Origin of the sequence: Vibrio sp. 10N.222.54.A3 (assembly GCF_041474095.1) — a bacterium.
GTDB classification, from domain to species: Bacteria; Pseudomonadota; Gammaproteobacteria; order Enterobacterales; family Vibrionaceae; genus Vibrio; species Vibrio crassostreae_C.
Genome location: NZ_JBFRTN010000008.1, coordinates 19,268 through 40,588, shown reverse-complemented (window position 1 = coordinate 40,588; position 21,321 = coordinate 19,268). Strand labels below are relative to the sequence as shown.

The following is a 21,321-nucleotide window of genomic DNA, read 5'->3' as shown; positions in this document are numbered from 1 at the left end:
ATTTGATATTAGTTGATAGTCATTGGGATATATATTCTGCATTTATATTCTTTCTAGCTTCCATTTTTTTTATAGGCTACTTATCAAGAAAAATTGGACTTGGAGACAAGCTAGGGCTTATGTTGTATTGCTATCATACAATTTTTAGTTGTGTTTATTTTGGATATGTGTCGACCTTTGGCGGTGATGCTGCTCAATATATAATACCGGGTAGCGTCTTTCATGGAAGAGAATTTGCTTTAGGGACTATCGCTCTTGTGCACTTTTGTGAATTACTTCAGGAAATTGGTTTTTCAAATTTAGGAATTTGGTTATTATTTAATTCATTTGGAAGTATTGGGTTAGTTTATATTGCTAGTGTGCTGATGGATGTGGCGAATCGAGGTCATTTATCCAGAAATTTAGTATTAGTATTTATATTTTTACCATCTGTGAGTTTCTGGTCTGCGGGAGTAGGAAAGGACGCTATATCCTTTATGGCAATTGGGTTAGCCCTTTACGCAGCTTTGAACTTTGTAAAACGTATTCCATTACTTATATTAGCTATAGCTTTTATGCTACTTGTGCGGCCTCATATGGCGGGAATGATGGTTATTGCTGTGGTTATCTCGGTAGCGCTATCTAAACAAATTAACTTTATTCCTAGGTTGATAGTTGGTGCTATTGGTTTGGGGGTGGCAGCAATTATGATTCCATTTGCACTTAATTATGCAGGTGTGAGCGAGGATGCATCAAATCTAGGCGAGTATATTGATGCTAGAGCTAACTCTAACCAAGATGGTGGCAGTTCACTGGATATTGCTTCGTTGCCACTACCGTTGCAAATGTTTACGTATTTATTCAGGCCATTGCCTTTCGAGGTGCGCTCAATTACACAGTTGTTAGCTTCAATCGATAACATGGTGCTTTTATACCTTTGCTATGTAGCTTTTAAAGCTAGAGCTATAGTAAGAAATTTAACGCTTCCTGGTAATCGTGTATTTATGTGGTGGTATGTATTGATTGCTTGGGTATTACTATCCATGACTACAGCTAACCTTGGCATTGCTATGCGTCAAAAATGGATGTTTGCGCCAATATTAATATTTTTATTAATTTCTATCATTGCCGCATCAGAGAGCAAAAATAAATAATGAAAAAATTTGCATTAATAGCCAGTTACCCTGGCTCAATATTAACCTTCCGTGGTGCGCTTATTACAGCAATTCAAAATCAGGGTTATCAAGTACATGTGCTGTGCCCCGATGCTTCATCCGAACTTAGATTTGAGCTTGAAGCTAATGAGGTAGTAGTACACAACGTACCATTGCAGCGCACAGGCTTAAACCCAGTAAGTGACTTTAAGACTATTATTACCATGGTCAAACTACTTAAGGAAATTAAGCCAGAATATGCCTTAGGTTACACTATTAAACCGGTTATTTACGGATCGTTTTCTGCCAAGTTGGCAGGTGTTAATCATATAGGCTCGCTGATTACTGGCTTAGGATATGCATTTACTGGTGAAGCAGCAGGTAAGCGTAAAGTTATACAGTCTATTTTGCATAAGTTATATAAACTAGCGCTTAGCTTTAACAGCACCATCTTCTTTCAAAATGGAGATGATAAAGCGTTATTTCAAAAACTTAATCTACTACCAAAATCATTAGATCCTATCGTTGTGAATGGTTCGGGTATCAATGTTGAAAAGTTTGTATCGGTCCCGCAACCAGATCAATGTGATTTTCTTTTGATAGCAAGGCTCCTAGGTGATAAAGGCGTTCGTGAGTACGCTGCAGCAGCAAAAAAACTAAAAGCTTCTCACCCCGATTTGACTTGTCGGCTGGTTGGGTGGATTGATGAAAATCCCGATGCGATTAGCCAAGTTGAACTTGATGAGTGGACTTCTGAAGGTTACATTGAGTTCTTAGGGAAACTTAGTGACGTTCAAGAAGCCATCGAGCAAACTTCTGTATATGTTCTACCATCTTATCGTGAAGGTACACCGCGCACAGTGCTAGAAGCGATGGCAATGGCAAGACCAATTATTACAACAGATGCTCCCGGATGCAAAGAAACGGTGGTCGATGGTGTGAATGGTTACTTTGTTCCAGTAAAAGACAGCGATAAGCTTTATCAGCGAATGGTTGAGCTGGTAGAAAGTAAGGTTCTGGTAAAAAAAATGGGCGAAGCTTCACGAAAAATGGCGGAAGAAAAGTTTGATGTGCATAAGGTGAACGATACAATGCTATATGGGTTAGGTATTAAATAATGAAACGATTAATCGATTTTTTATCTTCTTTTATTGCACTGGTTTTGTTATCGCCTATAGTGATTTTAGTCGCTTGGAAGATTCGTAAAAACCTTGGCTCCCCAGTTCTGTTTCGCCAAACTCGCCCAGGGTTGAACGGAAAGCCATTTGAAATGGTGAAGTTTCGCAGCATGAAAGATGCGGTGGATCAACAGGGCAACCCGTTACCTGATGACGAGCGTATGACGCCATTTGGTGATAAGTTACGCTCAAGTAGCCTAGATGAATTACCCGGTCTTTGGAACGTTTTGAAGGGAGACATGAGTTTAGTCGGCCCTCGTCCTTTATTAGTGCAATATCTGCCCCTTTATAACAAAGAGCAAGCTCGCCGCCATGATGTTCGCCCCGGGATAACGGGTTGGGCGCAAATTAACGGGCGCAATGCAATCAGTTGGGAAGAAAAGTTTGAATTTGACGTTTGGTATGTTGATAACCGTACCCTTTGGCTAGATATTAAAATTCTTTTCCTAACGGTAAAAAAAGTCTTCGTTAAAGAGGGGATATCAGCAGAAGGCCATGTCACCATAGAACCTTTCACTGGTTCACAGCATCAGGGTAATAACCAGTCATGAAAAGCTGCGCCATTTTAGGGGCGAGTGGGCATGGAAAAGTAATCGCTGAGATAGCCGAACTTAACGGCTATAAGAATATTGTATTTTTTGATGATCGTTGGCCAAGCTTAAAATCCGTTGAAAATTGGTCTGTGTCTGGTGATACAAGTACGCTTATTTCTAACGTGAAAGAGTATGACCTGACTGTTGTCGCGATCGGTCACAATGCGACTCGCTGTTCCAAACAGCGTGAATTGACTTCTGCGGGAGCAAACTTTGGTGTACTTGTTCACCCAAGTGCAGTAATAAGCAAGTACGCCAATATTGGCAAAGGTTCGGTTGTTATGGCGAATGCGGTCGTGAACCCTTTTAGTCATATTGGTGTGGGCTGCATTATTAATACTGGCTCGACTGTTGATCATGACTGCAAGCTAGCTGAAGGTGTACATGTTAGCCCTGGAGTCAACTTGGCGGGTGGCGTTGAAGTTGGCAAAAATACTTGGATCGGAATCGGAAGCCAAGTTAAACAACTTGTTGTTATTGGATGTGATACCGTCGTTGGCGCAGGTTCAACGGTTATCAATAATGTTCCAAATTTTAAAACCGTCGTGGGCTCTCCAGCTCATGCGCTTATCAAATCATAAAAATTAAAACTGATTAGGTGACATCGTGCTTAATACATCATTTTCCCCATGGCCTTCGTTTACTCAAAAAGAAGCGGACGCCGTAAGTAAGGTTGTACTTTCAAATAAAGTTAACTATTGGACGGGTCAAGAAGGTCGTGAATTCGAAAAAGAGTTTGCGGCTTGGGTTGGCTGTGAATATGCAGTGGCTCTGGGTAACGGTACGCTAGCGTTAGATGTCGCATTAAAGGCATTCGGGGTTGGTCAAGGTGATGAAGTAATCACCACATCGCGAACCTTCTTGGCATCGGCTTCCTCTATTGTAACTGCAGGCGCGACGCCTGTTTTTGCGGATGTCGATTTGAACAGCCAAAACATTACGGCTGAGTCTATTGAGGCGGTATTAACACCAAAAACCAAAGTTGTGATTGTTGTTCACCTTGCAGGCATGCCAGCCGAGATGGATGCAATTATGGCGCTTTCTGAAAAGCATGGTTTAAAGGTTATTGAAGATTGTGCTCAAGCGCATGGTGCGAAATACAAAGGTCGCAGTGTCGGTACTATTGGCCATATTGGTGCTTGGTCCTTCTGCCAAGACAAGATCATGACTACAGGTGGCGAAGGCGGTATGGTAACCACTAACGATAAAGATCTATGGTCGTTTATGTGGTCTTATAAGGATCATGGTAAAAGCTTTGATGCTATTTACAACCGCGAGCACCCACCAGGCTTCCGTTGGCTACATGAAAGCTTTGGTACCAACTGGCGCATGACAGAAATGCAAGCGGTACTTGGTCGTATACAAATTCAACGCATGGCTGAATGGACGCAAAAGCGTCAAGCAAACGCAGCTGTGTTTGAAGCGGCGATTGCTGATCTTACTATTGTTCGCAGTGTCGATATTCCGGAATACATTGAACATGCCGAATATAAGCATTATATGTTTATTCGGCCTGAGCATTTAAAACCAGGTTGGACTCGCGATAAAATTGTTGATGCGATTGTTGAACGCGGTGTCCCTGCATATCAAGGCAGTTGTTCTGAGGTTTACCTTGAAAAAGCATTTGATGGCACAAGTTACAGGCCTGAAACACCGTTAAAGAATGCAGTAGAGTTAGGTGAAACTAGCTTAATGTTTCTAGTGCACCCAACCTTAACGCAGAGCGAGATTGAGAAAACGGCGGAAGTGCTTCGTGCTGTTTTACTTGAAGCGCAAGCTTAATAGCTTTCATGAGTAAAAAGGTTTTTTCTTTTGGTATTTTTGATCTCAACATTATTGGCTTATTTGTTTGAGTTTCCAATACATGAGATGCCAGTTAGTTTAAAATCCTTTCTTAGATAGACCAAAAATGCCCCAATAAGTTAAAGTTGTCGAACTGTTGGGGTGTTTAGGTCAGTAACAAATTTAAGCTCGAAGTAAATGTTTGGGTTGGAGTTTGCACACTCTCCTTGTAAACCCTAACCATGTTCAATACATCCACTAATGCAGTCTCTGTGGTTTATTAAATACCAACAAATAAGAATAACTTTATGCAACGTCTAAACTTCATATGGCACCTTTCTCGTTTTAAAAAGCGGGTTATCAGTGTTTCTATTGATGCTTTACTCATTATATTTGCTCTGCACATTGCGCTGTGGACAAGGCTAGGCGATTTCCAGTTTTTGAATGATGGCGACAACTTATTACTGACAGGCTTAACAGTAATAATGACGGTGCTTATATTTACTAAATTAGGGCTTTATCGCGCAGTACTTAGGTACCTTACCTTTCAAGCGCTGTTTGTGGTAACGGCAGGCGCAATATTGTCGGCAATCTCTTTGGCTCTGTTTGCGTATTATCTGCAAGAACCAGTCCCTCGTACGGTGCCTATTATTTACGGTGCTTATTTAGCTTTGTTATGTGGCGGCTCTCGTTTGGTGGTTCGCAATCTTGTCGCGACGACGTCGAAAGATTCACGTCAAGAAGTATTAATTTATGGTGCGGGCTCAGGCGGTCGACAATTGGCTGTCGCGTTAAGAGCGTCTGAAAACTATCGAGTACGCGCGTTTATTGATGAAGATAAAACGCTCACCAATACGATGATTTTGGGTTTGCCCGTTATTGTATTAGACAAAGCGGAAAGGTTGATTGAGAAGCACGATGTTTCTAAAATCTTGCTCGCGATCCCCAGTGCTTCTCGTGCTCGCCGTAAGCAAGTATTGGATTTACTGGCGCAGCTGCCCGTTGAGATTCAAACCGTTCCTGAAATGGCGGATATTGTGTCAGGTAAAGCAAAGATTGATGAGCTTACCGATGTACCTATCGAAGATTTGCTTGGTCGTGATGCAGTTGCACCTCAGCAAGCTCTGATGGAAGCCAACATCAAAGGCAAAGTGGTGATGGTGACCGGTGCTGGCGGCTCTATTGGTTCTGAACTTTGTCGTCAGATCCTTAAACAACAACCTAAAACATTAGTGTTGTTTGAAGTGTCTGAATTTGGCTTGTACCAAATTGATCGTGAGCTTTCTTTAGTTAAAGAAACCAAAGGTTATGATGTTGAAATCGTTCCACTGTTAGGCTCGGTGCAGCGTTCGCATCGCTTGTTAACCTCAATGCAGTCTTTTGGTGTCCAAACGGTTTATCATGCCGCGGCTTATAAACACGTTCCTCTCGTCGAGTACAACGTTGTCGAAGGCGTGCGTAATAATGTTTACGGGACTTACTATACGGCTAAAGCGGCGATTGAAGCGGGTGTTGAATCATTTGTGCTTATCTCGACAGACAAAGCGGTACGCCCAACTAACGTGATGGGGACAACCAAGCGTATGGCGGAATTAGGCCTGCAAGCTTTGGCTGAGCAAGAGAATCAAAAAGAGCACGGCACACGTTTCTGTATGGTTCGCTTTGGTAATGTACTTGGCTCTTCTGGCTCGGTTATTCCTCTGTTTAAAAGGCAGATTAAAGCCGGTGGCCCACTTACTGTTACCCACCGCGATATTACCCGTTTCTTTATGACCATCCCTGAAGCGGCGCAGCTGGTTATTCAGGCGGGCGCTATGGGTAAAGGCGGTGATGTGTTTGTTCTTGATATGGGCGAATCGGTCAAAATCACAGACCTTGCAGCAAACTTGATCAACCTTTCAGGCCTTTCTGTTAAGAATGAAGAGAACCCTCATGGTGATATTGAAATCCAGTTCTCCGGCCTGCGCCCTGGTGAGAAGCTCTATGAAGAGTTATTGATTGGCGATAATGTATCCCCAACCGCTCATGAGCGAATCATGACGGCACAAGAAGTGTTCTTACCGATTAATGAATATGACACGCTACTTGAATCTTTGGATTTTGCTTGTCATAACCTACAACATGATGCGATTCGCCAGCTTCTTCTCGATGCACCAACCGGGTTTAAGCCGACAGATGGGGTAGGGGATTTGGTTTGGAATGCTGCTCAGAACCAAGAAGAGCTCCTTCTAGAGCCTAGAGCCTAGAACCGATATTGGGTTCGGTTATTTGAATTATGACCTTCCGTTAGCGTGTTTTTTACACAATTCTTGCGAAGGTGTTCTGTTTATTGTCCATAATTACTATGAGCTTTAATAGCGATATGAGGCAGTAATCATGATAATAGATATTTCATCTAATCAAGAAATTGAAGAAAGTTTGGATCAAATATTGTGGGATGATTTTAGCTTTCAATATGTTACCAACAAAACCACAGTGATAGAGCAACCAGCAGTGCATGATCTAAAATCACAGGACGATGATGAAGAGCATGACACTGAGATTAATCTTCTAAACTGAAGAGCCGCGAGGCTACCGTTGTTCCGCTTTTTCAATATGGATGGTGGGGATATAAGTATTCATATCCCTACTTTACTCCCTTCTAAAATGACGCTTTTTTTCACATTCGATCATCCTACCTGCGCCCTTTCTTGATCTTCCACTACAGTTTTGACTGTAAACTGTAGTAAAATTACGCTAATTTGTTTTTATACCGATTTATTTTGAATTGAACGAGGTCAGTCCTATGTCAGCTAAGAAGCCAATGGCTCTAGTGATCCTTGACGGTTACGGTTACCGTGAAGACAACCAAGACAACGCTATCGCGAACGCTAAGACTCCAGTTTTAGACGGTCTTATTGCTAACCAACCTAACACGCTAATCTCGGCTTCTGGCTTAGATGTAGGCCTACCTGATGGCCAAATGGGTAACTCTGAAGTGGGTCACACCAACATTGGTGCGGGTCGCGTGGTATACCAAGATCTTACTCGTATTACTAAGTCAATTTCAGATGGTGAGTTCGGCCAAACTGAAACGCTAGTGAACGCTATCGATAAAGCGGTGAAAGCTGAGAAAGCGGTTCACATCATGGGCCTTATGTCTCCAGGTGGCGTTCACTCTCATGAAGATCACATCTACGCAGCTGTTGAAATGGCAGCAGAGCGTGGCGCAGAGAAAATCTACCTGCATGCATTCCTAGACGGCCGTGATACGCCGCCACGCAGCGCAGAAAACACACTAGCACGCTTCCAAGAACTGTTCGCTAAGCTAGGCAAAGGCCGTGTGGCTTCGCTTATTGGTCGTTACTACGCAATGGACCGTGATAACAACTGGGATCGCGTTCAAGAGTCTTACGACCTGCTGACTCAAGCAAAAGCAGAGTTCACATTCGACACTGCTGTGGCTGGTCTAGAAGCAGCTTACGCTCGTGACGAAAACGATGAGTTCGTTAAAGCGACTGAAATCAAAGCTGAAGGCGAAGAGTCTGCCGCTATCGTTGATGGCGATGCGGTAATCTTCATGAACTACCGTGCTGACCGTGCTCGTGAAATTACACGTGCATTCGTTCCTGATTTCGATGGTTTTGCTCGTAACGTATTCCCAGCGATCGATTTCGTGATGCTGACTCAATACGCAGCAGACATTCCACTTCTATGTGCATTCCCACCGGCTTCTCTAGAGAACACTTACGGTGAATGGCTATCGAAGGAAGGTAAGACGCAGCTACGTATCTCTGAAACAGAGAAATACGCGCACGTTACTTTCTTCTTCAATGGCGGTATCGAAGACGAGTTCGAAGGCGAAGAGCGTCAACTTGTTGCTTCTCCAAAAGTAGCAACTTACGACCTACAGCCAGAAATGAGCGCACCAGAGCTAACTGAAAAGTTGGTTGCAGCAATCAAAGGCGGCAAATACGATGCTATCGTGTGTAACTTCCCTAACTGTGACATGGTTGGCCACACTGGCGTTTACGATGCAGCGGTTAAAGCGGTAGAGTCGCTAGACGAATGTCTGGGTAAAGTAGTTGAAGCAATCAAAGAAGCCGATGGCCAACTGCTTATCACTGCTGACCACGGTAACGCGGAAATGATGGTAAACCCAGAAACGGGCGGCATCCACACTGCACACACTAACCTACCAGTTCCACTTATCTACGTGGGCAGCAAAGACGTTGAGTTCAAAGAGGGCGGTAAGCTGTCTGACTTAGCGCCAACGATGCTTTCTTTATCTGGTATCGCAATCCCGGCTGAGATGTCAGGTGATATTTTAGTTAAGTAGTCACTTAACTTTCATCGAATACTAGAACGGCTGCACGCGAGTGTGGCCGTTTTTTTGTATCTGGAATTTGAGTATAGATGCGAGATACGAGTAAACGGGATTCGAAGAGCCTTAAGAGCAGATGGGTGGTATGGGTAAACGAGATGCGAAGAGCTTAAGGGCTGGTGCATGATGCGAGTAAAAGGGGTTCGAAGAGCTTTAAGGGCAGGTGCGGGATGCGAGTAAACGGAATTCGAAGAGCTTAAGGCAGGTATTGGGTGAGAAAAACATGCAGGATACAGGTAGGGGAGAACATAAGGGCACGACCTTAAACAAAAGACGAAAAGAACAGTCTTGATGAATATCGAAAGAGTGACATTTCTTGAATGATTAGGTAGCTTAAGGCTCATACTATACTTGTCTTTTACCTTATATTTAGGCTGTTTATATGAACTCAAACCCAGACCGTTGGAAGCAACGACTGCAAAACTTAATGAAAGCGCAGCAAAGGCTTGAGAGAGCGTGCTCACAAGATAGCTACAATGAGTTAGAGCTCGCTGGGTTAGTACAAACTTTTGAATTTTCTTTCGAACTGACATGGAAGACCCTTAAAGACTTACTTGAGTTTGAAGGGTTTGATGTGGCTTCGCCGAGGAGCGTTTTTCGTACGGCCTTAGAAGCTAAGCACCTGTCTTCGGAGCAGTGTGAGATTATGCTTGAAGCACTCATAAAACGAAATTTATTGTCCCACACCTATGATGAGGAAAATGTCCTTGAAGCTCAGTCACTGATCTTAGAGTCATTTTCACCAGTGATAGGGCAAGTCACACTCTATTTAAAGCTTAAATGTGATCAAGAGGGTCAATGCGAACAAGAGGTTAAATGTGATCGATAGTTATTTGGTTAAACCAGACTCGGTCGGCCTTAAGCCTCATCAGTATCAGCTGATTGAGGATATTGTTTTGAATCATGCTTTAGTCATTCATGCCTGGGTATTCGGTTCTAGAGCCCTTGGAACTTATAAAGATAACTCCGACATCGATATTGTTATCGAGGGGCATGGGATTTCGTTAAGTGTCGTCGCAGGCTTGCAAGATCGTTTAGAACAGTCGTCGCTTCCATTCAAGGTTGACTTGCTCGTTAAGCATAGAATTACATCAAGCGAGTTACTTGCCCATATTGACACTTATGGGATTAAACTAAAGTAACCGAACGTATTATTATCAGCGTAACGGTGATGTTGATTCTTGAACCGATTGTTTACGTTTTGCCAGTTTATCTCGAATCTGAGTACCTGAATTGACTCGGTCATGTTTTTTATCATCAATAGAAAACGATAATAGTTTCATTAGCGCTATAGCTCCATCTCTACGCTTTCGATCTTCATAAGATTCAATCGTATCAGTGGACATTACCATCACCTCTTTGTATGAAATTTTAAATATAGACTATATGTTGTCTGGTGATAATGGCGCTTCTTGATGGCGAAATTTTATATTATTGATCTAGTGAGATAAGGTTTACTTCTTTTTATTTAAGATCGAACGCTCAAAATCTAACAACCACTCTTTGCGATTCATACCGCCGGTGTAGCCGGTTAATGTTCCATTCGCGCCGATGACTCTATGGCAAGGCACAACAATACTAAATGGGTTCTTGCCATTTGCACCACCCACAGCTCTTACTGCTTTTGGGTTATCCATTATTTTCGCTTGTTCACCGTAACTGATGGTTTCGCCATAAGGAATGGTTGTTAAAGCTTGCCAAGCTACTTTTTGAAAGTCAGTGCCTTTTATCGCTCTTAATGGCAAATCGAATTCTATTCGATGACCTGCGAAGTACTCATCTAACTGTTTCGCTGCCAGTTGGCAAAGGTCATCTGGATTGCTAATCATTAGCTCTTCGTGATTTACATGGTCAATTTCAATAAGCGACACACCATTGCTAACAATGATCATCTTGCCAATTGGTGCGTCATAGAACATTTTGTAAGTGGTGTCTTCCATGTCATCTTCCTTTTTTTAGTCTTTTTCTGCTCTCAAGCTCTTCGAATCTCGTAACTGCTCTTAAGCTCTTAAATCTTTTCGCATCCCGGTTACTCGCATCTCGTATCTGCTCTTATATCTTTTCGCATCCCGTATCTGCTCTTATATCTTTTCGTATCCCGCATCTGCTTTACCCCTTACACGAAGCGCAAACAAGTACCCTGAAATACCGCCGACAATGTTCCCCAAGGCTAAGCCTATAAACAGCCCTTCGACACCATCAATTTGGCTGCCTATCCAAGCGAATGGCAAGGTAAAGACAAACAAACGCATGAAGCTCCATTGAAAGGCTTTGAGTGGTTGATGCATGGCATTCATGCCGCTGATCAACATCATCACAATACCTTGGAATCCATAGCTAAAGGGCACGACTAACAGGTAATGCCACAATATGCCTCGGACGGATTCTTCTTGAGAGAACAGGGCAGCCAAAGGAATGCTCAACGGCACCATCATTAAGAAAATCAAACCTTGGAACATCACAGCAAAACGCATACTCAGAAACAGTGCCTTAAAACTGCGTTGTGGGTTGTTTGCGCCAAAGTTCTGCGCCATGAAAGGCGTAAGCGCCGAAGTAAGAGACATCAACACAATGATAAGAATGGACTCGATACGTTGCGCTGCGCCATACGCCGCCACAGCTTCAGTCCCTTGTTTGGCCAGCATCATCATGATGATAGCGCCGGCAAGTGGGTTCAGAGCGTTAGACAAAGCCGCTGGGGTGCCTATTTTTAAGATCTGTCGCCAGTCACTGACGATGTTTGTCAGCTTAGGCGGCGCAAGCAGTTTTTCTCGCACCATCAATACGTAGAGTGAGCCACACAACGCACCAAACCAACTGAAACCACTGGCAATCGCAGCGCCTTGAATCCCCAGTTCAGGGAAAGGCCCATACCCGAAGATAAGTAGCGGATCTAAAACGCCATTGATAAGGCCAGCCAGTAGCATAATCTTGGCGGGTGTTTTCGTATCACCGGTCGCTCGAATCGCGCTGTTGCCTGCCATGGGGATGACCAACAATGGGATCGCGAGATACCACACCGACATGTATTCCGATATCAGCGGCAGCAACTCTTGCTTTGCTCCTAGCAGGGTAAACATAGGTTCTAAGGCGATAATACCTAATGTAGACGCGCAGCCGACCAGAAGCAGAGCCAGCAATAAGCCATGACAGGTAAAGCGTGCTGCATTTTGTGCGCTGCCTTGGCCAAGCAATCGACCGATACATGTCGATAAGCCAATGCCAATCCCCATGGTGATGCAGTTAATCGCAAAGGTAACTGGAAAGGTAAAGCTCACTGCTGCAAGTGCTTGTGTGCCGAGCAGTGAGATAAAGAAGGTATCGACCAAGTTAAACATCAAGATCGCCACCATACCGAATATGGTCGGTATGGTCATGGTACGCAATGTACTCTCAATTGGGGCAGTTAATAGCCCGTGCTTATCTTGCATGCAAAACGCCGATAGAAACCAAAAGCGTAGGATAAACAGATGCGGGATACGAGTAAACGAAAAGCAGGGAAAGATGAGGGGTGAGAATCTGCACTTTAGCTCACAATTTTTTCGTTCCCCCCTTGGGATCTTTCACATTGTCCCCAACATATTGTTTGACCCACGCTAATCGTGGCAACTATCAAAATTTAAATGGAAATTATCAGGAGATAAGACCGATGAATATCCGTCCTCTACATGACCGAGTTATCGTTGAGCGCCAAGAAGTTGAATCTAAATCTGCTGGTGGCATCGTTCTAACTGGTTCTGCCGCAGAAAAATCGACTCGCGGTATCATTCTAGCTGTCGGCAAAGGCCGCATTCTAGAAAACGGTTCAGTGCAACCGTTGGACGTAAAAGTTGGCGATACCGTTATCTTTGCTGAAGGTTACGGCACGAAAACTGAAAAAATCGACGGCAAAGAAGTTCTGATTATGTCTGAAAACGACATCATGGCGATCGTCGAGTAATCTATTTTTCATTTAACTCTCAGTAAAAGTTATCAGAGCCAGTATTGGATGATTCATATCGTCATTCCAGAAATGAGGAACGAATTATCTGGAATCTAAACAGAGTGCGATTTGAGTAGATTCTGAATCACGTTCGTCCCTCACTGTTCAGAATGACGCGATAACGCTGAGACGCCCCGAAACAAAGAATTTGAAAGGAAATTAAGATGGCTGCTAAAGACGTTAAATTTGGTAATGACGCACGTATTAAAATGCTAGAAGGTGTAAACGTTCTGGCTGACGCAGTAAAAGTAACGCTAGGTCCTAAAGGCCGTAACGTTGTTTTAGACAAATCATTTGGCGCACCGACTATCACTAAAGATGGTGTTTCAGTTGCACGTGAAATCGAACTTGAAGACAAGTTCCAAAACATGGGCGCGCAAATGGTTAAAGAAGTGGCTTCGCAAGCGAATGACGCGGCGGGCGACGGTACGACTACAGCAACAGTTCTTGCTCAAGCAATCATCACTGAAGGCTTAAAAGCCGTTGCTGCTGGCATGAACCCAATGGATCTTAAGCGCGGTATCGACAAAGCAGTTATCGCTGCAGTTGAAGAGCTAAAAGGCCTTTCTGTTCCATGTGCAGATACAAAAGCTATCGCGCAAGTAGGTACTATCTCTGCGAACTCTGATTCGACAGTAGGTAACATCATTGCTGAAGCGATGGAAAAAGTAGGTCGTGATGGCGTAATCACGGTTGAAGAAGGTCAGGCTCTACAAGACGAGCTAGACGTAGTTGAAGGTATGCAGTTCGACCGTGGTTACCTATCTCCTTACTTCATCAACAACCAAGAAGCGGGTTCTGTTGATCTAGAAAGCCCATTCATTCTTCTTATCGACAAGAAAGTTTCGAACATCCGTGAACTTCTTCCGACTCTAGAAGCAGTTGCTAAGGCATCTCGTCCACTTCTTATCATCGCTGAAGATGTAGAAGGCGAAGCGCTTGCAACTCTAGTTGTGAACAACATGCGTGGCATCGTTAAAGTGGCTGCTGTTAAAGCGCCTGGTTTCGGTGACCGTCGTAAGTCTATGCTGCAAGACATCGCTATCCTAACTGGCGGTACGGTTATCTCTGAAGAGATCGGCCTAGACCTAGAGAAAGTAACGCTAGAAGACCTAGGTCAAGCTAAGCGTGTAACTATCACTAAAGAAAACTCAACCATCATCGATGGCGCGGGCGAAGAAACAATGATCCAAGGTCGTGTTTCTCAAATCCGTCAACAAATCGAAGATGCAACGTCTGACTACGACAAAGAGAAACTTCAAGAGCGCGTAGCTAAGCTAGCTGGCGGTGTTGCAGTAATCAAAGTAGGCGCTGCAACTGAAGTTGAGATGAAAGAGAAGAAAGACCGCGTTGAAGATGCACTTCACGCAACTCGCGCTGCCGTTGAAGAAGGTGTGGTTGCTGGTGGTGGTGTTGCACTTATCCGCGCTGCATCTAAAGTTGCTGGCCTTGAAGGCGACAACGAAGAGCAAAACGTCGGTATCCGTGTTGCACTACGTGCAATGGAAGCGCCTATCCGTCAAATCACGAAGAACGCAGGTGATGAAGAATCTGTTGTTGCTAACAACGTTCGTGCTGGCGAAGGTAACTACGGTTACAACGCGGCGACTGGCGAATACGGCGACATGATTGCAATGGGTATCCTAGATCCAACTAAGGTAACTCGCTCTGCACTTCAGTTCGCAGCGTCAGTTGCTGGTCTTATGATCACAACAGAAGCGATGATCACTGATAAGCCACAAGATTCTGGCCCTGCAATGCCTGATATGGGTGGCATGGGCGGTATGGGTGGCATGGGCGGCATGATGTAATCATCCCCCTTTCTCTATAGCAGAGAAAGTCACACATAAGCTTTAGAAAACGGAGACTTCGGTCTCCGTTTTTTTGCTCTTAAGCCTTATTTATTCGCATCCCGTATCTGTATTTCAGCTTCACCATCACTCTTTTTTTCCAAAGCTCCTTGGTCAGCCTGCCTTGTGCGTAAACTGTTGTTCATCAATTTTTTGCAGCATCATGTCACGCTTAAATGGTTTTGGAAGATAATCGTTCATTCCACACTCGAAGCAACGTTTAATATCATCATCGAGCACGGATGCCGTTAAAGCGAGGATATGTGTTGCCTGAAGTTGCAGGTTTTCTTCATAGCGCCTGATTCGCTCTGTTGCCTCAAAGCCATCTACATTCGGCATCATGCAGTCCATCAAGATAAGGCCGATGTCTTGATGATGCTCTTTATATAAATCAATCGCTTCTTGTCCATCATTGGCAACCCAATATTCAATCCCTAACTTATCTAAATTGATACATACCACCTTCTGATTTACGCGGTTATCTTCAACTATGAGGACTTTTTGACGTACAGTCGCTTCTATCGGCTCAGGTTGATGTTGAGGGGGTTGTGGCTGTGACCTTTCAAGCACGGAGTTCAACATGCTACTTAAGCGGGAACCGAGCATAGGAAGAGTCACATAGCCTGAGATAAAATGACACTCACTCATAGGATCACTAAGATTATCTTTCACTATGATGATTTTCACCTCTGGTGCTAAGCGATGCAGTGTTTTGGCTTGGTTAATATCTTCCATCAAAGCGATCTCTGGGAGGTCAGTTGCCGCCAAGTTTGTTTCGATTGATTTTAGTTGTGGTGAGTAACCAAGGCGGAACAAGTCATCGAGTAAAAGTTTCGATGGCGCATCTGAATAATAGACAACGGTTTGTTTACGATTTTTATGTTCAGAATGATCTGATGGCACTACGGTTAATTGGAAATGAAAGCAACTGCCCACGTCCTTCTCTGACTCAACGTTTATCGAGCCTCCCATCATTTCCACCATACGTGACGAAATACTAAGCCCTAATCCGGTCCCCGCAATATTGGAGGTGATGTTGGTATCTTCTTGGCAAAACGCTTTGAAAATGTGCTCTTGTTGGTCTGCTGCGATACCAATACCCGTATCTCGAACAGAAAACTCGACCACACACTCTGTTTCCAATGATGGAAGCCGTTTAGCGGTGAATACGATAGAGCCTTGTTCTGTAAATTTGATCGCATTTGAGGCTAAATTCATCAACACTTGGCGAATTTTATTCCCATCAACATGAATGTACTCTGGGAGCTCGCCATCAATTTCAACTTCCAACTTAATCTGCTTTTGATAAGCTTTAGAAGAAATCAGAGTCACGCTATCAAACAGCAGCTCTCTTAAGTCTGTCGTATGTGGATTAATTTCCAGTTTACCCGATTCAATTTTGGACAGATCGAGAACATCGTTGATCAACATAAGTAAGGTTTGAGAAGAGGTATAGATAGTCCCAAGGCCGTCTTTCTGTTCTGCGGATAGTTTGGTTTCTGCCAGTATTTCTGACATACCAATCACGCCATTAAGCGGTGTCCGTATCTCATGAGACATATTGGCAAGAAAGGCACTTTTTGCACGGTTTGCTTGTCGTGCTTTCTCTTGTGAAACAATCAATTGAGTTTCAAGTTGACTGGCACGCCACACAACATAAAGCAGCACCAGTAACGTCACCCCTCCTAATGCGGCTGTCGATAAGTAGCTGTACGACTTTATCTGCGTCAGGCTCTCTGCGATCTGCTTGGGTGTTTCGGTGAAAAGTAAGTTGAGCTCATCTTCAACATGATAAATACTGCTGGTGAGTTCTCCTTTGAGGCCGCTATCAGAGCTGTACCCGACACTCTTTAACCCTCGCTGCAATCGCCAAAAGTGGCGTTTAAAATTATTAAACGAAGCTAATGCACTGATCGTTCGGGAATTCTGTTCTATTTCATCTTGGATTTTGAATAATGAATCGACAATCTTATCTAATGTTGTCTGATCAAAATCGGTAAAGAACTGATACATGAGATCTTGTGTTTCTAAAGTCAATTCTTCAAGCTGCACATTATTGGATTCATGTACGAAGCGCTCAAGTGTCAACGCTGCATTTTTTAGTTTCTCAATGAGCCCAATTTGGTCCCTCTTGCCATGTATGCTGACTAACTCAAGGGCTAATAATGTAAAGGCGGTGTGGTACTCGTCGAGATACTCGACAACTTTGGCATAATTAAAAGAAATATTGAGGTCGCTTCGTACGATTTTCCCATCGATCTCAGCCAGCTTTTCGATCAGCTGACTTCGCTTTATATTGAGTTGTTCTTGAATCTCTGGTTGCCTTGTGGAAACAAACTGCTGCTCTTGTCGTCTGACAGAGAGCATAACGCTATAAGCTTCAGAAAGACTGAGCTGGAGATTAATCATGTCCTGCTCTTTGTTCTTCAGAGCATGGCTAACATAGATATAGAGGCCTAAAAATAACACGATAGCCAAAAAACCACGCGAAATAATCGCTTTAATGGTCTGTTTATTCGTAGGTTCCTTAACCATGCTATTCCCGCTGTTTCATATCGTTCTATTCCTATATTAGAATTTAGTTTATTTTCAGAATTTTACGAACATTAGTTTTTGAATACCTGAGGTCTGTTGAGCTTTTATCAATAAATTTTTTAGGATGACATCGCTTTAGATGCGGCAATAAGTGTGTGGGCTATAAGCTTGTGAAACATGTTGATTTTCTCGCCTAGATTTTTGTTTGGAATAATAAGCGTTAGAGCGGAGGTTTCGGTCTCTGTTTTTTTTGCTTTTCGCATCTCGTTCACTCGAATCCCGCATCTGCTCTTAACCATTGCTCTTTATGATTTAGCGGCTTATATTCAACAGTACAGTTATTACATTGATTTAACATGGGTAGCTGTTGAATAAAGGACAATAAATGCTTGATTAAAAATGGATTAATCAAGTGAACAATAAGTCAGTGGAGACTCCCCAATGAAAAAACTACTTTCAGTACTTGCTGTGTCGGCAGCAGTAATGGCACCGGCAGCATTTGCTTCTTCGCCTGTTATGTTTTCAACGTTTAACGGTTTCAACGCACCTGATTCAGATGCGGTTGGCGGTGTGCGTTTGGCTCTGCTTCACGGACAAGTAAACGACCTTAAAGGTGTCGATCTTGCCGTTGTTGGTATGTCTGAGACGCAAACGACCACAGGTGTGAACCTTGGTATTTTGGGTGCATCAAAAGTGAACCAAGAAATGACCGGTGCATCTCTGGGTTTCTTCAACTGGAATACGGGTAAAACAACCGGTGTTAACCTTGGTGCTGTGAACATTACTAATGATGTGAAAGGCGCGAACGTGAGTTTTGTAAACTACTCAGAAGGTAACACTATGGTTGATGTTGGTGCAGCGAACCTTTCAGAAGTGTCTACGGTTCAGGTTGGTATCTTCAACAAAACCAACAAAATCGAAGGCGTACAAGTTGGTCTGATCAACTGTGCTGACAACGGTTTCTTCCCGTGCTTCCCGATTGTAAACTTTGCTAAGTAAGGCTTAGTGTTACTATAGTGATTCATAACGCCTAAGTGCATCTGACTTAGGCGTTATTGCAACTCAACATTTTCTTATAGATATCCAAACGCCCCTCCAAAATAGATAAGCATATTGTTTTATATTTTCTATTGCAGTATTTTTACTTATGAGTACAATGTGCGATAAATTCCTAATGATGATTTATATGCTTTGATTAACCACCATACCGTCGATTTTAAAAAGGCTTTCTTAGGCCTGACCGCCAGTTTTTTAGTAGTTTTGAGCTTGTTGCTCGTTGATTCAGCGGAAGAATCAGATAAACAGTATGGAATGGAAAACCAAGGCGTAACACGCTCTTTAGCGGAGCTCACACAGATCATAAATGCGCTTGAGTACAACATCACTGCGCTTTATCCACTGCATGGGGATACCTACGTATTCTCGCATGACAAAAAGATCGAGGGTGAGACGTGTTACTTCACCAGTGAGGAGCAACATGCCCCTCGTTTTGATTTTATGTTCTCTGGCCCTCGCGAGATGTGCAACCCGGAATCGGACCTTTATACCGAAGCGGGCAAGCGCCTGTTCATCGCGCCGACCATGGCTTATTTTGCCAATACCATTGATACCATCTCTGCGATTTATTTCATTTCAAAAGAGAAATTCATTATCTCTTCGCCTTCTGATTTTGCCAGTTACATTAAGGGCGACACCTTTGATTCGGTTGTGAATAGCAGGCCTTATTGGGTGAACACGATTCGCTTTGGCTTAGCTCAAGGGCAAGACCAAGTGGTGTATACCGGCCAATATGATGACTACCTGACAGGTCAGAAAGTGGTGACCTTAACCAAAGGAATCTACGTTAATGGTGAGTTTAAAGGGGTGTTGGGTGTCGATGGTTATGTCTCGAACCTAGTATCGAACCCTACCCATGGCTATAAAGTCACCAGTACTCGAGGCGCAAACAAATACGGGTTTATGGATTTTACGTATTCCAAGCCTCTGTATGTTGATGACATTAACACCCAGCTATATCTGAGTATTGAAGAAGATAAGAGCGAGCACTTTCTGCATGTATTGGAGATGGAGAAGATTCAGCTTTCGATACTGTTGGTTTTGTATCTGCTCTCGGTTTTATGGCTATGGCGCTTCTATACAAGACAAGAGCACCAGCGTTTAAATGAGCTAGCAATGCGCGACCCATTAACGGGCTTGCTGAATCGACGTGGTTTTGAAGCTCGATTACTGGCGCAAGATGAAGAGCCGATTATTGGTGTTGGTGTGTTTGATATCGATGATTTTAAAGTGGTTAATGATCAGTATGGCCACAAAACGGGGGACGAGGTGATTTGCCATGTTGCTCAGTTGATGCTGAACTGCGTTAGGCAGCAAGATATCGTGGCACGGTTTGGCGGTGAAGAGTTTGTTGTCGCGATTACGGGTGAATCGTCTGAGTTGCTTTCATCGATCTTTGAGCGAATTCAAAACGACATTAGCCTACAGAGTTATCGATGCCCTACGGGTGACAAGATTAGTATCTCAGTGTCTGGTGGCGCGACGCTTTACTCTTTGTATAAGTTCGACAGCGTAGGGCACTTGTGGGAAAACCAGAGTATTCGTTCGTCTGATGAGCAGCTCTATAAGGCAAAGGCTGCGGGTAAGAATCAGGTGTGTATTCAAGTGTATTAAGTTCTCCCAAAATAATGCGAAGCCTAGTCGTTTGACTAGGCTTCTTTGTATCATTGGCATTACCACTAAGGCTATCAAGTGCTGCGCTATTTCTTCACGCGACCTTTTCGCATCCACTTTTGGTGAACGCCACGACGTAAGCTTTGGAAGCTGTTTTCCACTTTATCGACACCAAGCAGAATCACTAGCGCCATTAGCGTGATAATGACCGATTGGGAAAGATGCCCTAGTGCGATCATCATACCTAATGCTGCGAGTACCCAGATAATTGCGGCTGAAGTCACGCCATGAATCTTGCCATCCAGTGTCATCATTACACCAGCCCCAAGAAATCCAACACCCGTAATTATCTGACCAAGCACACGAGCTTGATCGAGTGTGTTGGGGGATAGGCTGATCGCCATGGTGAGGAAGAAATAGGTACCACTGATGATCAGAATCGACGTTCGGATTCCGACGGGTTTACCGCGTGTTTGCCTTTCGATTCCGATTAAAGAACCACACAGCATGCATGCAGCGAGGCCTGCCCAGCTAAAGGGGGCAAGGTTGAGAGTTTGTTCTATAAATTGTGACATATCACCCCTCCTAAAAATTTAGAATAGAGCCGAGTATGCTAATAATAGACCGGACGATCGAACAAAAACTTTTTGTCTTAACGATTGATAAAGATTACTTAAAACCTAGCAGCCGCTTGTTGTTAAGGTGAAGGCTGGTGTCGTGGTCTCTGTCGCTTCTTGGTACTCAAGGTAGCAGTTATCAGCCTGTTTTTTTCGGCTAGAAGGCGCATAAAGAATAATGCCATCATTTGCATCTGTGTTGGTAAAGAACCAGTCAGCTCGACCCGTATCCCAAACAGCATCTAGAAAGGTTGATTCGATGAGCTGTGACCAAGTTTGATCGTTCATCGCTGCAGGATAACCATAGACCACTGAGATATTGTCACCCTCAACATTAATCGATGCGCTAGCTGCTTTATCTAAGCCCAATGCTGATGTCTTACCATAAAGCATAGCACTTGCACCCTCCATTCCGCCTTTCAGGCCATTTAATGTCGAGATACGCGCATCAGTTTGTAGGTTGAGGAATTTAGAAGCTGCGGTGACCGACACAATACCTAGAATCACGATTACCACGACCAGCTCGATGATGGTGAAACCTCTTGAGCTGAACCTAAGCGCTGGTTGAGATGTGGTTGCTGGTGGAGCAACTGAGGTATTGTGTTTCATTGATACAAC

Annotated in this window: 20 protein-coding genes; 14 read left to right on the top strand and 6 right to left on the bottom strand. The window is 43.7% G+C overall.

All coding sequences use genetic code 11. The features are described 5' to 3' along the window. Positions 1–2 precede the first annotated feature (2 nt). The 10 genes from AB4507_RS02360 (at position 3) to AB4507_RS02315 (ending at position 10,191) form a co-directional block, all read left to right on the top strand. Positions 3–1,133 (top strand): hypothetical protein, encoded by a 1,131-nt coding sequence (locus tag AB4507_RS02360; protein ID WP_372127648.1) that lies wholly within the window; start codon positions 3–5, stop codon positions 1,131–1,133. Then, complete coding sequence (locus AB4507_RS02355) at positions 1,133–2,251, top strand: glycosyltransferase family 4 protein (RefSeq protein WP_372127647.1); 1,119 nt, start codon at positions 1,133–1,135, stop codon at positions 2,249–2,251. The genes AB4507_RS02360 and AB4507_RS02355 overlap by 1 nt, the downstream gene beginning before the upstream one ends. Further along, complete coding sequence (locus AB4507_RS02350; RefSeq protein WP_372127645.1) at positions 2,251–2,862, top strand: sugar transferase; 612 nt, start codon at positions 2,251–2,253, stop codon at positions 2,860–2,862. The genes AB4507_RS02355 and AB4507_RS02350 overlap by 1 nt, the downstream gene beginning before the upstream one ends. Continuing rightward, a complete protein-coding gene (locus AB4507_RS02345; protein WP_371960186.1) occupies positions 2,859–3,485 on the top strand; it encodes an acetyltransferase in 627 nt (208 codons plus the stop codon). Before AB4507_RS02350 ends, AB4507_RS02345 begins: the two co-directional genes overlap by 4 nt. A gap of 25 nt (positions 3,486–3,510) precedes the next feature. Further along, the gene (locus tag AB4507_RS02340; RefSeq protein WP_372182161.1) at positions 3,511–4,686 is read left to right on the top strand and encodes a DegT/DnrJ/EryC1/StrS family aminotransferase; all 1,176 of its coding nucleotides are present in this window, start codon (positions 3,511–3,513) and stop codon (positions 4,684–4,686) included. Between the two features lie 308 nt (positions 4,687–4,994). Next, positions 4,995–6,932 (top strand): polysaccharide biosynthesis protein, encoded by a 1,938-nt coding sequence (locus tag AB4507_RS02335; protein ID WP_372182160.1) that lies wholly within the window; start codon positions 4,995–4,997, stop codon positions 6,930–6,932. A gap of 130 nt (positions 6,933–7,062) precedes the next feature. Continuing rightward, entirely contained in the window at positions 7,063–7,245 is a 183-nt protein-coding gene (locus tag AB4507_RS02330) for a hypothetical protein (protein ID WP_017063154.1), read from the top strand. Between the two features lie 226 nt (positions 7,246–7,471). After that, on the top strand, positions 7,472–9,004 hold the full coding sequence (gpmM, locus tag AB4507_RS02325; RefSeq protein WP_372182159.1) for a 2,3-bisphosphoglycerate-independent phosphoglycerate mutase: 1,533 nt from the start codon (positions 7,472–7,474) through the stop codon (positions 9,002–9,004). A gap of 427 nt (positions 9,005–9,431) precedes the next feature. Next, positions 9,432–9,878 (top strand): HI0074 family nucleotidyltransferase substrate-binding subunit, encoded by a 447-nt coding sequence (locus AB4507_RS02320; RefSeq protein WP_017093683.1) that lies wholly within the window; start codon positions 9,432–9,434, stop codon positions 9,876–9,878. Then, the gene (locus tag AB4507_RS02315) at positions 9,868–10,191 is read left to right on the top strand and encodes a nucleotidyltransferase family protein (RefSeq protein ID WP_017071101.1); all 324 of its coding nucleotides are present in this window, start codon (positions 9,868–9,870) and stop codon (positions 10,189–10,191) included. The genes AB4507_RS02320 and AB4507_RS02315 overlap by 11 nt, the downstream gene beginning before the upstream one ends. A gap of 15 nt (positions 10,192–10,206) precedes the next feature. Here AB4507_RS02315 and AB4507_RS02310 read toward each other — a convergent pair whose 3' ends face one another. The 3 genes from AB4507_RS02310 to AB4507_RS02300 all read right to left on the bottom strand — a co-directional run bounded on the left by AB4507_RS02310 (position 10,207) and on the right by AB4507_RS02300 (position 12,480). Then, complete coding sequence (locus tag AB4507_RS02310) at positions 10,207–10,332, bottom strand: hypothetical protein (protein ID WP_260302023.1); 126 nt, start codon at positions 10,330–10,332, stop codon at positions 10,207–10,209. A gap of 171 nt (positions 10,333–10,503) precedes the next feature. Further along, positions 10,504–10,989, bottom strand: coding sequence for a methylated-DNA--[protein]-cysteine S-methyltransferase (locus tag AB4507_RS02305; RefSeq protein ID WP_017063159.1), 486 nt, complete (start codon positions 10,987–10,989; stop codon positions 10,504–10,506). Positions 10,990–11,130: 141 nt separating this feature from the next. Further along, positions 11,131–12,480: an MATE family efflux transporter gene (locus tag AB4507_RS02300; RefSeq protein ID WP_372137270.1), complete on the bottom strand. Its 1,350-nt coding sequence runs from the start codon at positions 12,478–12,480 to the stop codon at positions 11,131–11,133. A 218-nt stretch (positions 12,481–12,698) separates the two neighbouring features. Here AB4507_RS02300 and AB4507_RS02295 point away from each other — a divergent pair, with 218 nt between their 5' ends. Both AB4507_RS02295 and groL read left to right on the top strand, forming a co-directional pair. Continuing rightward, entirely contained in the window at positions 12,699–12,989 is a 291-nt protein-coding gene (locus AB4507_RS02295; protein WP_010433998.1) for a co-chaperone GroES, read from the top strand. 206 nt (positions 12,990–13,195) lie between these two features. Next, positions 13,196–14,842 carry a chaperonin GroEL gene (gene groL, locus AB4507_RS02290; protein ID WP_017061290.1) on the top strand — a complete coding sequence of 549 codons (1,647 nt, stop codon included), beginning with the start codon at positions 13,196–13,198 and terminating at the stop codon, positions 14,840–14,842. 153 nt (positions 14,843–14,995) lie between these two features. On the opposite strand, the gene AB4507_RS02285 is transcribed toward groL, so the two are convergent. Further along, positions 14,996–17,416, bottom strand: coding sequence for an ATP-binding protein (locus tag AB4507_RS02285; RefSeq protein WP_136979130.1), 2,421 nt, complete (start codon positions 17,414–17,416; stop codon positions 14,996–14,998). A 441-nt stretch (positions 17,417–17,857) separates the two neighbouring features. On the opposite strand from AB4507_RS02285, the gene AB4507_RS02280 reads away from it, so the two are divergent. Both AB4507_RS02280 and AB4507_RS02275 read left to right on the top strand, forming a co-directional pair. Continuing rightward, entirely contained in the window at positions 17,858–18,415 is a 558-nt protein-coding gene (locus AB4507_RS02280; protein WP_372182158.1) for a VC2662 family protein, read from the top strand. A 192-nt stretch (positions 18,416–18,607) separates the two neighbouring features. Continuing rightward, positions 18,608–20,086 (top strand): diguanylate cyclase, encoded by a 1,479-nt coding sequence (locus tag AB4507_RS02275; RefSeq protein WP_372182157.1) that lies wholly within the window; start codon positions 18,608–18,610, stop codon positions 20,084–20,086. Positions 20,087–20,172: 86 nt separating this feature from the next. Here the strand turns inward: AB4507_RS02275 and AB4507_RS02270 are convergent, their stop codons facing one another. Both AB4507_RS02270 and AB4507_RS02265 read right to left on the bottom strand, forming a co-directional pair. Further along, a complete protein-coding gene (locus tag AB4507_RS02270) occupies positions 20,173–20,661 on the bottom strand; it encodes an MgtC/SapB family protein (protein ID WP_004733333.1) in 489 nt (162 codons plus the stop codon). Positions 20,662–20,766: 105 nt separating this feature from the next. Further along, positions 20,767–21,312, bottom strand: a complete 546-nt coding sequence (locus AB4507_RS02265) for a prepilin-type N-terminal cleavage/methylation domain-containing protein (protein WP_017067163.1) — start codon at positions 21,310–21,312, stop codon at positions 20,767–20,769. Positions 21,313–21,321 lie beyond the last annotated feature (9 nt).

Excerpts from the sequence above, each read along its gene's own strand:
- groL (WP_017061290.1), top strand. The coding sequence starts at position 13,196 with ATGGCTGCTAAAGACGTTAAATTTGGTAATGACGCACGTATTAAAATG.
- gpmM (WP_372182159.1), top strand. The coding sequence starts at position 7,472 with ATGTCAGCTAAGAAGCCAATGGCTCTAGTGATCCTTGACGGTTACGGT.
- AB4507_RS02270 (WP_004733333.1), bottom strand. The coding sequence starts at position 20,661 with ATGTCACAATTTATAGAACAAACTCTCAACCTTGCCCCCTTTAGCTGG.
- AB4507_RS02320 (WP_017093683.1), top strand. The coding sequence starts at position 9,432 with ATGAACTCAAACCCAGACCGTTGGAAGCAACGACTGCAAAACTTAATG.
- AB4507_RS02305 (WP_017063159.1), bottom strand. The coding sequence starts at position 10,989 with ATGGAAGACACCACTTACAAAATGTTCTATGACGCACCAATTGGCAAG.
- AB4507_RS02350 (WP_372127645.1), top strand. The coding sequence starts at position 2,251 with ATGAAACGATTAATCGATTTTTTATCTTCTTTTATTGCACTGGTTTTG.
- AB4507_RS02310 (WP_260302023.1), bottom strand. The coding sequence starts at position 10,332 with ATGAAACTATTATCGTTTTCTATTGATGATAAAAAACATGACCGAGTC.
- AB4507_RS02330 (WP_017063154.1), top strand. The coding sequence starts at position 7,063 with ATGATAATAGATATTTCATCTAATCAAGAAATTGAAGAAAGTTTGGAT.
- AB4507_RS02355 (WP_372127647.1), top strand. The coding sequence starts at position 1,133 with ATGAAAAAATTTGCATTAATAGCCAGTTACCCTGGCTCAATATTAACC.
- AB4507_RS02345 (WP_371960186.1), top strand. The coding sequence starts at position 2,859 with ATGAAAAGCTGCGCCATTTTAGGGGCGAGTGGGCATGGAAAAGTAATC.
- AB4507_RS02295 (WP_010433998.1), top strand. The coding sequence starts at position 12,699 with ATGAATATCCGTCCTCTACATGACCGAGTTATCGTTGAGCGCCAAGAA.
- AB4507_RS02280 (WP_372182158.1), top strand. The coding sequence starts at position 17,858 with ATGAAAAAACTACTTTCAGTACTTGCTGTGTCGGCAGCAGTAATGGCA.
- AB4507_RS02265 (WP_017067163.1), bottom strand. The coding sequence starts at position 21,312 with ATGAAACACAATACCTCAGTTGCTCCACCAGCAACCACATCTCAACCA.
- AB4507_RS02285 (WP_136979130.1), bottom strand. The coding sequence starts at position 17,416 with ATGGTTAAGGAACCTACGAATAAACAGACCATTAAAGCGATTATTTCG.
- AB4507_RS02335 (WP_372182160.1), top strand. The coding sequence starts at position 4,995 with ATGCAACGTCTAAACTTCATATGGCACCTTTCTCGTTTTAAAAAGCGG.
- AB4507_RS02300 (WP_372137270.1), bottom strand. The coding sequence starts at position 12,480 with ATGCAAGATAAGCACGGGCTATTAACTGCCCCAATTGAGAGTACATTG.